The organism is Actinacidiphila sp. bgisy145, from assembly GCF_057708125.1.
Genome location: NZ_JBYIRL010000008.1, coordinates 15,776 through 30,824, shown reverse-complemented (window position 1 = coordinate 30,824; position 15,049 = coordinate 15,776). Strand labels below are relative to the sequence as shown.

9 protein-coding genes are annotated in these 15,049 nt (G+C 76.8%); all 9 read left to right on the top strand.

Going from position 1 to position 15,049, the window contains the following annotated elements; genetic code table 11:
* Positions 1-68 precede the first annotated feature (68 nt).
* Positions 69-3,152 (top strand): translation initiation factor IF-2, encoded by a 3,084-nt coding sequence (infB, locus tag AC3ERT_RS09130; protein ID WP_435130901.1) that lies wholly within the window; start codon positions 69-71, stop codon positions 3,150-3,152.
* Between the two features lie 109 nt (positions 3,153-3,261).
* A complete protein-coding gene (locus AC3ERT_RS09125; RefSeq protein ID WP_335981463.1) occupies positions 3,262-3,555 on the top strand; it encodes a DUF503 domain-containing protein in 294 nt (97 codons plus the stop codon).
* A gap of 44 nt (positions 3,556-3,599) precedes the next feature.
* Positions 3,600-4,139, top strand: coding sequence for a 30S ribosome-binding factor RbfA (rbfA, locus tag AC3ERT_RS09120; RefSeq protein ID WP_435173570.1), 540 nt, complete (start codon positions 3,600-3,602; stop codon positions 4,137-4,139).
* On the top strand, positions 4,136-5,032 hold the full coding sequence (truB, locus tag AC3ERT_RS09115) for a tRNA pseudouridine(55) synthase TruB (protein WP_435130906.1): 897 nt from the start codon (positions 4,136-4,138) through the stop codon (positions 5,030-5,032). The genes rbfA and truB overlap by 4 nt, the downstream gene beginning before the upstream one ends.
* Positions 5,033-5,328: 296 nt before the next feature.
* Positions 5,329-9,360 carry a serine protease gene (locus tag AC3ERT_RS09110; RefSeq protein ID WP_435173569.1) on the top strand — a complete coding sequence of 1,344 codons (4,032 nt, stop codon included), beginning with the start codon at positions 5,329-5,331 and terminating at the stop codon, positions 9,358-9,360.
* A gap of 261 nt (positions 9,361-9,621) precedes the next feature.
* Entirely contained in the window at positions 9,622-12,105 is a 2,484-nt protein-coding gene (locus AC3ERT_RS09105; protein WP_435173567.1) for a PEP/pyruvate-binding domain-containing protein, read from the top strand.
* The gene (locus AC3ERT_RS09100; RefSeq protein ID WP_435130912.1) at positions 12,102-13,031 is read left to right on the top strand and encodes a hypothetical protein; all 930 of its coding nucleotides are present in this window, start codon (positions 12,102-12,104) and stop codon (positions 13,029-13,031) included. The genes AC3ERT_RS09105 and AC3ERT_RS09100 overlap by 4 nt, the downstream gene beginning before the upstream one ends.
* Before the next feature lie 156 nt (positions 13,032-13,187).
* On the top strand, positions 13,188-13,871 hold the full coding sequence (locus tag AC3ERT_RS09095) for a protein tyrosine phosphatase family protein (RefSeq protein ID WP_488180727.1): 684 nt from the start codon (positions 13,188-13,190) through the stop codon (positions 13,869-13,871).
* Between the two features lie 134 nt (positions 13,872-14,005).
* A complete protein-coding gene (locus AC3ERT_RS09090; protein ID WP_335981450.1) occupies positions 14,006-14,965 on the top strand; it encodes a bifunctional riboflavin kinase/FAD synthetase in 960 nt (319 codons plus the stop codon).
* Positions 14,966-15,049: the final 84 nt, after the last annotated feature.

Genomic DNA, 15,049 nt, shown 5'->3' with positions numbered 1-15,049 from the left:
CGCGATGAGTACGCCCATGAAGTAGCGACGGTCCGGCGGACGATCACCCCGGACCTAAAAGGAGCGAAGTGGCTAAGGTCCGGGTATACGAACTCGCCAAGGAGATGGGAGTCGAGAGCAAGGTCGTCATGGCCAAGCTCCAGGAACTCGGCGAATTCGTCCGTTCGGCGTCCTCGACGATCGAGGCGCCGGTTGTCCGCAAACTGACTGACGCTTTCCAGGGACCCGGCGGCGGCGCCGGCAAGTCCGCTGCGAAGCCGTCCGCGCCGCGCAAGGCGGCGCCCTCCCCGGCGGCAGGCCGTCCGGGGCCCAAGCCGGCAGGCCCCACCCCGGGCGCGTCGGCTCGTCCTGCTGCCCCGGCGCCCAAGCCGGCCGGCGGCCCGGCGGCTCCGGCCGCCCCGAGCGGCGGCGCCGCGCCGTCCGGCCCGCGCCCCGGCCCCCGGCCCACCCCCGGGCCCAAGCCCGCGCCGGCCGCACCCGTGCCCGCCGCGGAGTTCCAGGCACCCCCGTCGGCGCCCCCGGCCGCAGGCCAGCGCCCCGGCGCGCCGGCCCCCGGCCCGCGCCCGTCCCGTCCGGCCCCGGCCGGCGGTCAGCGCGACGGCGGCCAGCGCGACGGTGGCCAGCGTGACGGCGGCCGCCCCGGCGGCAACCGCCCCGCGCCCGGCCAGGGCGCCCGTCCGGCCGCGCCGCGTCCGGCCGGCCCGCGTCCCGGCAACAACCCGTTCACGTCCGGCTCCACCGGCATGCCGCGCCCCGGTGGCGCGGCGCGTCCCGGCGGCGGCCAGGGCGGTGCCCCGCGTCCCGCGGGTCCCGGCGGCGGCGCTCCGCGCCCCGGTGGCGCCCCGCGTCCCGGCGGCGGCCAGGGCGGCCCCGGCGGCGCCCGTCCGACCCCGGGCGGCATGCCCCGCCCGCAGTCCTCGGGCCCGCGCCCGAACCCGGGCATGATGCCGCAGCGCCCCGCGCCCTCCACCGGTGGGCGTCCCGGCGGTCCCGGCGGCCGTCCGGGCGGTCCCGGTGGCCGTCCCGGTGGCGGCGGCGGTCGTCCCGGTGGTGGCGGCGGCTTCGCCGGCCGTCCGGCCGGTCCCGGTGGCGGCGGTCGTCCCGGTGGTGGCGGTGGCGGCTTCGGCGGCCCCCGTCCTGGTGGCGGCGCCCCGGGTGGCGGCTTCGGTCCGCGTCCCGGCGGCTTCGGCGGGCGTCCGGGCGGCCCGGGCGGCCGTGGCGGAACGCAGGGTGCCTTCGGTCGCGGCCCCGGTGGCCGTCCGGCGCGCGGTCGCAAGAGCAAGCGCCAGCGGCGCCAGGAGTACGAGGCCATGCAGGCCCCGTCCGTGGGCGGCGTGCTGCTGCCCCGCGGCAACGGCCAGACCGTGCGCCTGTCGCGCGGTGCCTCGCTCACCGACTTCGCCGAGAAGATCAACGCCAACCCGGCGTCGCTCGTCCAGGTGATGCTGAACCTCGGCGAGATGGTGACCGCCACCCAGTCGGTGTCCGACTCCACCCTGGAGCTGCTCGCCGGCGAGATGAACTACGTGCTGGAGATCGTCAGCCCGGAGGAGGAGGACCGCGAGCTGCTCGAGTCCTTCTCCATCGAGTTCGGCGAGGACGAGGGCGGCGAAGAGGCCCTGGTCTCCCGCCCGCCGGTGGTGACCGTCATGGGTCACGTCGACCACGGCAAGACCCGCCTGCTCGACGCGATCCGCAAGACCAACGTGGTCGCGGGCGAGGCCGGCGGCATCACCCAGCACATCGGTGCCTACCAGGTCGCCACCGAGGTCAACGGCGAAGAGCGCGCCATCACCTTCATCGACACCCCCGGTCACGAGGCGTTCACCGCCATGCGTGCCCGCGGTGCGAAGTCCACCGACATCGCGATCCTCGTGGTCGCGGCGAACGACGGTGTGATGCCGCAGACGATCGAGGCGCTCAACCACGCCAAGGCCGCCGACGTGCCGATCGTGGTCGCGGTCAACAAGATCGACGTCGAGGGCGCCGACCCGACGAAGGTGCGCGGCCAGCTCACCGAGTTCGGCCTGGTCGCCGAGGAGTACGGCGGCGACACGATGTTCGTCGACATCTCCGCCAAGCAGGGCCTGCACATCGACAGCCTGCTGGAGGCCGTGGTCCTGACCGCGGACGCCTCGCTCGACCTGCGGGCCAACCCGGACCAGGACGCGCAGGGCATCGCGATCGAGGCGCACCTCGACCGCGGCCGCGGCGCCGTGGCGACCGTCCTGGTCCAGCGCGGCACCCTGCGGGTCGGCGACACCATGGTGGTCGGCGACGCGTACGGCCGGGTCCGGGCGCTGCTCGACGACAGCGGCGCCAGCGTGGAGGAGGCGACCCCGTCGACTCCGGTGCTGGTGCTCGGTCTGACCAACGTGCCCGGCGCGGGCGACAACTTCCTCGTCGTCGACGAGGACCGCACCGCCCGGCAGATCGCCGAGAAGCGTGCCGCCCGCGAGCGGAACGCGGCGTTCGCCCGCAAGGGCCGCAGGTTCTCGCTGGAGAACCTGGACGAGGCGCTCAAGGCCGGTGAGGTGCAGGAACTCAACCTCATCATCAAGGGCGACGCGTCCGGTTCGGTCGAGGCGCTGGAATCGGCACTGCTCCAGCTCGACGTCGGCGAGGAGGTCGACATCCGCGTGCTGCACCGCGGCGTGGGTGCGGTCACCGAGTCCGACATCAACCTGGCGACCGGCTCCGACGCCATCGTCATCGGCTTCAACGTGCGCGCCGCCGGGCGTGCCACCCAGATGGCCGAGCGCGAAGGCGTCGACGTCCGCTACTACTCGGTGATCTACCAGGCCATCGAGGAGATCGAGGCGGCGCTCAAGGGCATGCTGAAGCCCGAGTACGAGGAGGTGGAGCTCGGCACCGCCGAGATCCGCGAGATCTTCCGCTCCTCCAAGCTCGGCAACATCGCCGGTGTGCTGGTGCGCTCCGGCGAGGTCCGGCGCAACACCAAGGCCCGCCTGCTGCGCGACGGCAAGGTCATGGCGGAGAACCTCAACATCGAGGGCCTGCGCCGCTTCAAGGACGATGTCACCGAGATCCGTGAGGGTTACGAGGGCGGTATCAACCTCGGCAACTACAACGACATCAAGGTCGACGACGTCATCGCCACCTACGAGATGCGGGAGAAGCCGCGCGGCTGATCCCACGGCCCGCTGCCGACCGCGGCGGGCGGCACCACCGGTCCGGGGCCGGTCGACGGCAGAAAAAGCCGTCGATCGGCCCCGGCCGTCGCCTGTACCGTTCATGGTCATGTACGTAGGCACAGTGCGTTTCGACCTGCTGCTCGGTGACGTACGGTCGCTGAAGGAGAAGAGGTCCGTGGTCCGCCCGATCGTCGCCGAACTGCACCGCAGGTTCGCGGTGAGCGTGGCCGAGACCGGTGACCAGGACCTGTACCGCAGGGCGGAGATAGGGATCGCGACGGTCTCCGGCGACCTCGGACACGTCAGGGACGTCCTCGACCGGTGCGAGCGCTGGATGGCCGCCCGGCCGGAGGTGGATCTGCTCTCCGCCCGGCAGCGCATCCACGGCGACGACGAGTGACCGGACGACGGACCGAACGAACCGAGTGAAGAGAGAAGAACACGATGACCGACACCGCGCGGGCGCGAAAGCTCGCGGACCGCATCCGCGTCGTGGTCGCCGAGACCCTCCAGCGGCGGATCAAGGACCCGCGGCTGGGATACGTGACGATCACCGACACCCGGGTCACCGGTGACCTGCGGGAGGCGACGGTCTTCTACACGGTCTACGGGGACGACGAGGAGCGCGCCGCGTCCGCCGCCGCCCTGGAGAGCGCGAAGGGTGTGCTGCGCTCCGAGGTCGGCCGGCAGACCGGGGTGCGGTTCACCCCGACCCTGGCGTTCGTCGCCGACGCGCTGCCCGACAACGCCCGCACCATCGACGACCTGCTCGCCAAGGCCCGCGCGGCCGACGAGCAGGTGCGCAAGACCGCCACCGACGCGCAGTACGCCGGCGACGCCGACCCGTACCGCAAGGCGGCCGACGACGAGGACGCCGAGGACGCCGAAGAAACGGACGCCGCCGAGGACACAGACGCCGAGGAGACCGGCGAGCAGGCAGCGGCCGGCGCGGCCGACGACGAGGACGGTCGCGGCCAGGCATGAGTCCCAGGAAGGAAGGCCCCTCGGGCTTGGTCGTCGTCGACAAGCCCGGCGGGCTCACCTCGCACGGCGTGGTGGCCCGGATGCGCCGGCTGGCTGGCACCCGGCGGGTCGGCCACGCCGGCACCCTCGACCCCATGGCCACCGGGGTGCTGGTGATCGGGGTGGAGCGCGCCACCCGGCTGCTCGGGCACCTCGCGCTCACCGAGAAGGAGTACGCGGCCACCATCCGGCTCGGCCAGTCCACCGTCACCGACGACGCCGAGGGCGAGGTCACCGCGGAGACGTCCGCCGCCGCGGTCACCCGGGCCGCCGTGGACGCCGGGGTCGCCGCGCTCACCGGGCCGATCCTCCAGGTGCCCTCCAAGGTCAGCGCCATCAAGGTCAACGGGGTGCGGTCCTACACCCGGGTCCGCGAGGGGGAGGAGTTCGAGCTCGCCGCCCGGCCGGTGACGGTCAGCGCGTTCACGGTCGGCGAGGTGCGGGTGCCCGAGGGCGCGCCCGGCCTGCTGGACCTCGACGTCACCGTGACCTGCTCCTCCGGCACGTACATCCGCGCGCTCGCCCGCGACCTCGGCGCGGGGCTCGGGGTCGGCGGCCACCTCACGGCGCTGCGCCGCACCCGCGTCGGGCCGTACGACCTCACCGTCGCGCGCACCCTGGAGCAGTTGGAGGAGTCCTTCGAGGTGCTGCCGATCGAGCGGGCCGCGGCGGCTGCCTTCCCCCGCTGGGACGTCGACGCCGACCAGGCGCGGCTGCTCGGCAACGGGGTCCGGATCGGCACGCCCGCGCTCGGCGCCGGCACCCACGCGGTGTTCGGGCCCGACGGGCGCTTCCTGGCGCTGGTCGAGGAGCACCAGGGCCGCGCGAAGATCGTGGCGGGCTTCGGCCAGTAGCCGCCCGCCCGCTCCTACGGCCGGACCCCTGCCCGCCGTACGGCGAACGCCTCGCCGTACGGCGGGACTGCCTGTCCCCTTGGCGGTCCCGCCCCACGACCCCCTCCGCCCCCCGAGCTGTCCTTATCCATTCGGGCCGCCGAAATCACCCGGATGGCGGGGCGCTCGGAGTGAAGGGCGGGTCGTGGAGGGGGCGCGTTCCCCAGGCGATCTTGGCGCCGGACCGTCCGCCACCTACCGTCGATAGCGGGACGAAACGGGGCGTGGGGGGCGGGTGGAGTGGGGGAGTGCAGGCCATGACAGTGGTGCGCGGCGGCGGCAGGACCCGGGGACGGGGCGGGCACATCGGCGAGCAGGCCGGCGGACGGACCGGCGCACGCGACGGCGTACGGGACGGCGCGCCCGGCGGCACCGGGAGCGGGGCCGGCGGCGGCCCGGGGGGCGCGGGTTCGCTCATCCGGGTCTGCGACCTGGCCGGACGCCCGCGCGGCACCGGCTTCCTCGCCGACCGCGAGGGGACCTTGATCACCAGTCACGAGGCGGTCGACGGGCTGGCGCGGCTGGTGCTGCACGCCCCCGGCGACCAGGTGTGCCTGGTCGAGGCCGAGGCGGTCACCCCGCTGCCGGGGTGCGGGCTCGCGCTGGTGGCGACCGAGGGGCTCGACGTGCGCCCCCTGCCGATCGCGCCCCCAGGCTCCGGCGCCGGGCACCGCGACCGGCGGGCCGTCCTGCGGCTGCCGCAGCCTGCCGCGGCGACCGTGCTGGGCACCACCTCGGTCACGTACACCGCCACCGACCGCTTCCACCTGCTGGAGGGCGTCCATGAACTGGCGCTCGACGGCGCCGACCTGGCGGCGGCCGGCCCGCAGGCGTCCGGCACCCCGGTGGTCGACGCGGCGACCGGCGCGGTGCTCGCGGTGGTGGTCACCGCACTGCACTCCGGGCACCGCGCCGGCGGCTTCGCGGTGCCGCTGCACCCCGGGGCGGCGCCCGCGCCGCTGGCCGAGCTGATCGTCCGGGCCGCCGCGACCGTCCCGGCGTACGGCGCGCACCTCAACCTCGCCGGGGCCCTCCGGCTGGCCGACGCGAGCGTCGATGCCGCCGCGGGCGCCGGCGAACCGTGCCGGGAGGCGGTGCCAAGACCCGGGATCGCCGCCGCGCTCGACCACTTCCTCAGCCGCCGCGGTGAGGCCGCGCCGCTCGCCGCGGGCCTGGTCGGCGAGCCAGGCACCGGCCGCAGCACCGAACTCGCCGCCCTGGCCGCCCGCCGCCGCGAGGCCGCCGACCCGGCGCCCACGGTGTGGGTGCGCGGCGCGGAACTGCGGCCGGGCGACGGCAGCGTCAAGGACGCCGTGGAGCGCGCGCTGCGGGCCGCCGCCCGGGTGGTCGGCCCGGACGGCCACACCCCTGGGCGGCCGCTGCCCGCACCGCTCGCGTACGGCGCGGCTGACCCCGCCGAGGAGGTCGCTGCCCTCGCTCGCGCCGCCGGCCGCCCGCTGGTCGTGCTGCTCGACGCGCCCGAGGAGATGCCGCCCGTCCTCGCCCACGAACTGGCCGGGTGGATCGCCGCGACCGCCGGGTGGCTGCGCACCAGCCGGGCCCGGCTGGTCGTGGCGTGCCGCCCGGAGTTCTGGGAGCAGGCCGGCGCGCTGCTCCCCGCCGAGCTGGTCCACGAGCCGAGGGCGGGCGCGGGTGCGGGCGCGGGCGCCGGGGACGGGGAGGGCGAACCCGGCGTCCCCGTACGGCCGTTGCCGCCGTGCGTGCGGGTGGGGGACCTCGACGGGGCGGAGGCCGCCGAGGCCCGCGCGCGGCACGGCCTGCCCGAGGGCGCGCTGCGCGCGAAGGACGCCGGGCACGTGCTGGCGCTGCGGCTGCTGTCCCAGGTGCGGGCCGAGATCGGCCCGCGGGTGGCGCCCGCCCCGGCGCCCAGCCGCGCGGAGGTCTTCGCGGCCCACCTGGACGCGGCGTGCCTGCGGATCGCGGTGCGGCTGGGCGCCGCGGCACCGGACGCGCCGCCGGTCCGCGGCCGGGGGCTGCGCCGGCTCGCCGCCCGGGTGGCCGGGCAGACCCATGAGGCGGCCCGGCGCTGCCTGGGCCCGGGCCAGGGCGAACTGGACCGGGAGGCGTTCGAGGAACTGTTCCCGTGGCGTACGGGCTGGGCGTCGGCGGTCCTCGCCGAGGGCCTGCTCGTGCCGGCCGGCGCGGGCTACCGCTTCGCCCACGAGGAGTTCGGCGACTGGGTCCAGTCCCTCCACCTCGACCTGCCGACCGCGCTGAACGCCCTGGTGCACCGCTGGTCGCCCGCCGCGGGCCACTCCGTACCGCCCCTGGTGCCCGGTGACGCGCCGGTCCGGCTGCCGTCGCGCACCGCGGGCCGGTTCGGCGGGACCGGCGGCCCGGGGCTGACGCCCGGGGCGCCGCCGGTGCCGCCCGCACCGGCGGTCGGCCCGTCCGGGCGCCCCCGTTCGCTGCCGGTGCCGCGGCACCGGGCCGGGCCGGTGGTCGGCGCCCTGCTGCTGGCGCCGCCCGAGGCTCTGGCGGAGCATCTCGGGGCGCTGGTCGAGGTGTTGGACGACGGGCGGACCGGCCGCCCCGGGCCGTCGTGGCCCCGGGCGCGCCAGGAGCGCCCGCCCGTCCGGTGGGAGCCCGAGGGCGCGGACCTGGACGCGGACACCGTGCCGAACGGGCGGGTCCGGGCGGCCGGCCCTTGGACGGCGCCGCCCCGGCCGGCCGGGGCGGCGCCCGGGGCGGCGCGGCGCCGGGCCGAGGCCCAGTGGTGGGCCGCGCACCTGCTGCGGGAGGCGCTGCTGCGGGTCGAGGACGCCGGGCCGCTGCTGCCCGTGCTGCGCGCGCTGGCCGGGCGGATCGTCGTGCGCGCGATCGCGGTCGGCGGCTTCGTCCCCGAACACCTGGGCGCGCTGGGCGGGTTCGGGCCGTGGTTCTGGCGGGCGGTGCCGCTGGCGGTGCCGGACCGGCTGGAGCTGCTGCGGGTGCTGCTGCCGGCCGACGGGCCGCCCGGCCAGCACCCGCGGCAGGACCGGTTCCTGGGGGTCGCGGCGCAGCTGCTGCGCGAGCAGGGCGGGGCCGCGCTGCCCGTGGTGTGCGGCTGGTTCGACGACGACCGCCCGCTCCAAGCGGCGCACCCGTTCACCGTCGGCGGGCGGCTGACCGTCGCCTCGGCCGCGCAGGCCCTGCTGCACACCCACAGCCGCCGCGCGCCCGACGCGCTCACCGAGGCGCTGGTCGACGCAGGGCACCCGGGCGCCGACGCGGTGCTCGCCGCACTCGCCGAGGACCACCCGGGCGCGATCTGCCGGGCCGTCGACCGCTGGGCGCACGACCCGCGCCCCGCCCGCCGGGTCGCCGCCGCCACCTACGGCGCCCGGGTCGCCCGCTTCGCCCGCGGCCCCGCCGACCGCGAACTGCTGCGCTACGCCGCGCTCGCCCTGCTCGCCCGGGCCGACGAGACCGGCCTGCACGGCGCGGCGCTGGGGGTGCTGGTCCGCGACCTCCCGACCCGGGTGCGCTACCTGCCGGCCGCGCTGCGCGGCTTCGCCGCGGGCGACCCGGGGCTCTCGCCCGACGCCCTGGTGGAGGCGATGGACACCCACCCGGAGATGGTGCTCGACGCCTTCCGGACCCGGTTGCGGGCGGTGGACGGCGAGACCGGCGCGAAAGCGGCGATCGGCGGCGCGCGGCCGGCGGGCGTGCTCGGGCCGGTCGGTGCGGTCGAGGGCCGCGCGGCGGCGCGCGCGGCCGAGGTGCTCGCCGCGCTGGCCGCCGTACGGGAGCCGGTGCTCGCCCGCCGGGCCGCCGTCCTCGTCCAGGACCACCTGCGGCAGCACCCGGAGGCCGCCCCGGACGTCGCCCGCTACCTCGACCTGCGGCTCGAACACGGCCCGGGCGCCCGTCCGTTGCTGCTCAGCGTCACTGCCGAGCTGCTGCGCGAGCACCCCGCGCCCGTCCGGGCGGTCCTGCTGCCGGTCTTCGCCACACCCGGCACCCACCTCTCGCAGCCGCTGCGCCACGAACTGCTGGACGCCGCCCTGGAGACCGAGCGCGATCCGGACGTGCTCGCCGCGCTCCTGGCCGCCGCGGCCCGCGCCGCGCCCACCCAGCACCCGCTGCTCACCCGCGACCTCGTGCACCGCCTGGCGATGCTGCTCACCCGCACCCCCGAGGGCGCCGTCCGCTTCGACCGCACCGTCGTCGCGCTCGCCGCGGAGCACCCCCCGTTCGCGCACCTGCTGCGTACGTGGCTCACCGACGTCACCTGGGACACCCTGCTGGGCCCCAGCGCCCGCCACGACCTGCTCGTGGCCTCCTGAAAGATCCGGCGGGCCGACGGCCGGTCACATCGGCCCGCCGACCGGTCGGTTCGTCGGTCCGTCGGTTCCTCTGTTCATCGGGCCGTGGCCGGAACGGATCGGTCGGCCCCCACCGCGAGGCAACTCGGCGGCGACGGCGGAAAGTCTCGTAGGTGAAGAGGCGTTGTCCTTGACGCTGAGGGTGGTCGGAGGCGGTCGCGCGATCCGCGGCCGCCGCCGCGGAGCGCCCCGAGGGACGGCGACCGCCGGAAGGAGCAGGCAATGGCCCAAGGGATCGAGGGGATCGAGGGGAACGAGGGGATCGAGGGGTTCGACACGACAGCCGTGGCCATGGCGGTGGCGCCGCTGGACACCGCGGCGGCCGCCGACCCGTCCGTGGCCGGGGCGAAAGCGGCGAACCTCGCGCGGGCCGCCGCCGCGGGCCTGCCGGTGCTGCCGGGCTTCGTCCTGGTCCCCGCCGATCGGGCGCCGGACGCACCCGCCGGGGCCGGCGCGGTGCGCGCGGCGTGGGAACAGCTGGCGGGCGGCACAGCGGGACCCGCACCGCAAGAGGCCCGTGAACCGGCCGCGCTGGTGGTGCGCTCCTCCTCCGCCCATGAGGACACCGAGGACTCCTCGATGGCCGGCCGCTTCGACTCGGTGCTCGACGTACGCGGCTGGGACGCCTTCACCCGGGCGGTCCGCCAGGTGCTCGACTCCGCGCTGCGGGTGGCACCGGCGGACGGGGCGGAGGCCGGCCACCCGCTGCACGGGATGGCCGTGCTGGTGCAGCCGATGCTCCAAGCGGCCGCGGGCGGCGTGATGTTCGGCGCCGACCCCGTCGAGGGCCGCTACGACCACATCCTGGTCAGCGCGGTCGCCGGCGGCCCCGACCGGCTCGTGGACGGCAGCACCCAAGGCGTGCGCTACCAACTCACCCGCCGCGGGCGGCTGCTGCACACCGAACCGGCCCAGCCGCACGGCACCGGACCGCTCGACCGCCGGAAACTGGCCCAACTCGTCCGGCTGGCCCGCCGCACCGAGTCGGTCCACGGCGGCCCGCAGGACGTCGAGTTCGGCTTCGACCCGGCCGGCCGGCTCTGGCTCTTCCAGACCCGGCCGATCACGGCGATGGCGTCCCGCCCGCCCCGCGGCGCGCGGCTGCTGGGGCCCGGGCCGGTCGCCGAGACACTGCCGGGCGTCCTCCAGCCGCTGGAGGAGGACCTGTGGCTGGCCCCGATGAACCAGGGGCTCGCCCTCGCCCTGGACATCGCCGGGGCCGCGCCCCGCCGCAAGCTGCGCAGACTTCCGGTGGCCACCGCGGTGGACGGCCGGGCCGCCGCCGACCTGCGGCTGCTCGGGGCGGTGCCCGCCGCGCACCCGGTGCTCGACTTCGTCAACCCCGCCCCCGGCGCCCGCCGTGCCGCCGCCGCGTGGCGGGTCGGCCGGCTGCGGACGGCGCTGCCGCTGCTCGCCCGGGACCTGATGGCCGACGTCGACCGGCAACTGCACAACTTCGCCGCGCCCCGCCACATGCTCAGCGGCGAGCTGCTGACCGCGGTCGCCTGGGGGCGTACGGTGCTCGCGTCGCTGCACGCGCAGGAGTCCCTGGCCGGCGCCCTGCTGGACGCCGACCCCGGGAGCACCGCCGCGGGCGAGGCACTGGCGGTGCTCGCCGAGGGCCGGGCGGGCGGCCGTCCCGACCGCGAACTGCTCCGCCGCCAGCCGGTGTTGCTGGCCCTGCTGCCGCCGTCGCTCGGCGAGCACCCCGACCTGCCGGAGCGCGTGGGATGGAACGGGGTGCCGCGCGGCGTCGGGTTCCTGTCCGTCCGCGAGGGGCTGCGGCTGCGCATCCGGTGGGTGCAGGAGATGCAGGCCGCGATGGTGCGGGAGATCGGCGGGCGGATCGACACGCACGGCCCGGCCGCCGAACGGGGCCGGATCGCCCAACTGCGCTGGCGCGAACTCATGGCGGTCGCCGACGGCGGCCCCCGGCCCGCCGACCTCGCCGAGCGTCTGCCGCGCCCCGCGGCCGCCCCGCTCCCGGCGGCGTTCCGGCTCGCCGCCGACGGCCGGCCGCAGGCGGTGCGCACCGGCCGCGGGACGCGGGGCGCGGAGACCGGCCAGGGCGCGGGCGGCGGCCGCGGCACAGGCACCGCGTGGCACGGCAGCGAGCCGCGCCCGCCCCACCCGGTGCTGGTCGTCCGCACCCTCGACCCGGCGCTCGCCCCGCTGCTGCCCGGCCTGGCCGGGCTCGTCGCGGAGACCGGCAGCGTGCTGTCCCACCTGGCGGTGCTGGCTCGCGAGTACGGCGTGCCGACCGCGGTGGGCGTCCCCCGCGCCGTCGAGCGCTACGTCCCGGGCACGGCGCTGACAGTGGACGGCGTGACCGGCGTGACCGGCGCGGTCGGGCACTCCGGCGAGCCGGCCCCCGGCGGACGTCTTGCCCCCGGCCAGGAGCCCGAGACCTCACCCGCACCTGGCAGCCCCGGCGGGCGGGTTGGCGCCACCGGTCCTGGGAGTCCCGCGGGGCCGGTCGGCGCCGTGCCCGGTCCTCGGAGCCCCGGCGGTCCGGGCGAAGACGCCGGCCCCGGCGGCGATCCGCCGCCGGACGGCGGCAAGGGGCCCGGCACGGGAGCTGATTCCGTTGCCGCGGCTGACGGGCCCGCTGACCCGTCGTCGGCGGCGACGAGCGTACCCGCCGCCGCGCCCGTACCGCCGCCGGACGCCGGGGGCGCCGCGCAGGGCAAGGGGGCCGCGGCATGAAGTACGTCAGCTACCTGTTCGGCGGCCTGTCCACCCTCGCCGCCGCGGTCTACCTCGTCGTCTACCTGTACCGCTGGGAGTGGCAGCGCGCGGTGCTCTGCGGGGTGCTGCTGCTCGCCGTCGAGGGCTTCCTCGTCCTCGCGATCCTGCTCGGCCGGATGGGGCGGCTGGAGCGCCGGCTCAACGACTCCGACGCCCGCGCCGAGGAGATCCGGCGCCGGCTGGAGCACGCCCGCGAACAGTCCGCCACCCACCCCTTCCGCTGGCTCGGCGACGGCCGCGGGGACGGCGCCGACCCCGGCGAGGGCGCCTCGCGCACCTTCGTCTTCGTGCCGATCCTGATGGTGACCGGGGCCGCGCTGTCCGGCGTGGCGTGGGTGATCCAGCGGATCGCGGCCGCCACCGCCCGGCCGGGCGCCGAGCGCCGCCTCGCCGGACGGCTGGCGCCGCTGGCCGCGCCGCCGGGCGGAGTGCACGGCGCCGTACCGCAGTTGGAGGACCGGCCCGCGGTGCCGCCGGCCCGGCGGCTGCGGGTACTGCTGTCGGTGGCCGGGGCGGTGGCCGCGGTCGCCCTGCTGGTGTGGGGCGTGTACGCGCTCGCCGACGCCACCGAGACCCGGGAGGAGGCGCGGCCGAACGCCGCGGCCACCACGGTCGTCTTCCAGGTCAAGGTGCACGGCCGGGCCGACGCGCCCGCCCGTGAACTGGCAGCCCGCGACCTGTGGGAGGGTTGCCGCCGCTCCACCTCCGCGCCGAGCCCGGACGCCAGTCTCGGCGTGCTGTCCGACGGCGTGTACGCGGGCGTGATCCGGCCCGCGCTGAGCCCCCATGACGTACTGCGGCTGCGCGGCTGCCTCACCGACGCCTCCGCCAACCGCGTGTCGGCGAAGGTCCTCGGCGACGGCCAGGCCGCGCCTCCGCACTGACCGCGGCCGCGGTCGCTCTGACCGCGCCGGCGCCGCGGCGGAGTAGCCTGTGGCCACCGTCCCCCGTTTTCCACCCAGGTGGTGAACAGCGCCTTGTCCCAGGCCCCGGCTCCACCCGCCCCCGCCCTCCCGACCGCGCCCCCGCTCCCCGTTCCGGTGGACGGGGACGCGGCCACGGACGCCTGGACCGTACAGGCGCTGGTCCGGCGCACCGCGAAGGTGCTGGTGTGCTGCCTGCTCGGCTACGGCGTGCTGTGGGCGGGCGCAGCCGGCGGCATGCTCGCGCTCACCGCGTGGGCCCGGCACGACGCGTCCGGCGGCCGCCACACGCCCGCCGGGATCAACCACTTCCTCAAGGTCGACGCCAAGGTCTACCGCGGCTCCGCGCCCACCGCCGCCGGCTACCGCGAACTGGCCGCCGACGGCATCCGCACGGTGGTGGACCTGCGCGCGGAGGACCTGTCCGCCCGGGAGTCCGCGCTGCCCGCCCAGGCCGGGCTGACCGCCGTGCGGCTGCCGATCCGCGACGGCCAGACCCCGACCGGGCCGCAGGTCGCGGCCTTCCTGCGGGTGGTGCGGGACTCCGACGGGCCGGTCTACGTGCACTGCGGCGCGGGCGTCGGGCGCACCGGCGCGATGGTCGCCGCGTATCTGGTGCGCACCGGCCAGGCCACCCCCGAGCAGGCCGCGCTGCGCACCGTGGCGGTCGGCCCGCCCTCCATCGAGCAGGTCTACTACGTGCTGCACGCCGGCCGGCACGACAGCAGGCAGCCGCCCGCACTGGTCAGCGGGATCAGCCGGCTGCTCGACGCGCCCCGGCGGATCAAGGCGTCGCTGTGAGGCGGCGCGCGGCGGCATGGCAGGCTTGTCCGTAGCGCGGTAGAGCCATGACGGCAGCGCGGTAGAGCGATGACGGCTTGAGACAGTGAAGACACGGCCCAGCAGCGGCCGACCAGCAGAAGCGGAGCGTCAAGGTGCAGCGGTGGCGGGGCTTGGAGGACGTTCCCGGTGACTGGGGCCGCAGCGTCGTCACCATCGGGTCGTACGACGGTGTGCACCGCGGGCACCAGCTCATCATGGGGCGGGCCGTGCAGCGGGCGAAGGAACTGGGGCTGCCCTCGGTCGTGGTGACCTTCGACCCGCACCCCAGCGAGGTGGTCCGGCCCGGCACCCACCCGCCGCTGCTGTCGGCGCACCACCGGCGGGCCGAACTCGTCGCGGAACTGGGGGTGGACGCGCTGCTGATCCTGCCGTTCACCAGTGAGTTCTCCAAGCTGACGCCGAGTGAGTTCGTGCGCACCGTGCTGGTGGACGGGCTGCACGCGAAGCTCGTGGTGGAGGGCCCCAACTTCCGCTTCGGCCACAAGGCGGCCGGTGACGTGGACTTCCTGTCCGCACTGGGCCTGAAGTACGACTACGACCTGGAGGTCGTGGACCTGTTCGTCCGGGGCACCGCCGGCGGCGGCGAGCCGTTCTCCTCCTCGCTGACCCGGCGGCTGATCGCCGAGGGCGACGTGGCCGGCGCCGCGGAGGTGCTGGGCCGCCCGCACCGTGTCGAGGGCGTGGTGGTGCGCGGCGCCCAGCGCGGCCGCGAACTGGGCTTCCCCACCGCTAACGTGGAGACGCTCCCGCACACCGCGATCCCCGCCGACGGCGTCTACGCGGGCTGGCTGCACGTCGACGGCGAGCCGATGCCCGCCGCCATCTCCGTCGGCACCAACCCCACCTTCGACGGCACCGCCCGCACCGTCGAGGCCTACGCCATCGACCGCGTGGGTCTGGACCTCTACGGCCTCCACGTCGCCGTCGACTTCCTCGCTTACCTGCGCGGCATGGAGAAGTTCGACACCATCGACGCGCTGCTGGAGCGGATGTCCGACGACGTCAAGCGCGCCCGCGAACTCCTGGAGACCGCCGAACCGCCCCGCACCTGACCGCCGGGCCGGCCGTACGCGTAGCCGACGGCCTGCACGCGGTCGCGGACTTCGCGTGTGATCAGCACCCGGCTGCCGCTCCAT

Excerpts from the sequence above, each read along its gene's own strand:
- AC3ERT_RS09125 (WP_335981463.1), top strand. The coding sequence starts at position 3,262 with ATGTACGTAGGCACAGTGCGTTTCGACCTGCTGCTCGGTGACGTACGG.
- rbfA (WP_435173570.1), top strand. The coding sequence starts at position 3,600 with ATGACCGACACCGCGCGGGCGCGAAAGCTCGCGGACCGCATCCGCGTC.
- truB (WP_435130906.1), top strand. The coding sequence starts at position 4,136 with ATGAGTCCCAGGAAGGAAGGCCCCTCGGGCTTGGTCGTCGTCGACAAG.
- AC3ERT_RS09110 (WP_435173569.1), top strand. The coding sequence starts at position 5,329 with ATGACAGTGGTGCGCGGCGGCGGCAGGACCCGGGGACGGGGCGGGCAC.
- AC3ERT_RS09105 (WP_435173567.1), top strand. The coding sequence starts at position 9,622 with ATGGCCCAAGGGATCGAGGGGATCGAGGGGAACGAGGGGATCGAGGGG.
- AC3ERT_RS09100 (WP_435130912.1), top strand. The coding sequence starts at position 12,102 with ATGAAGTACGTCAGCTACCTGTTCGGCGGCCTGTCCACCCTCGCCGCC.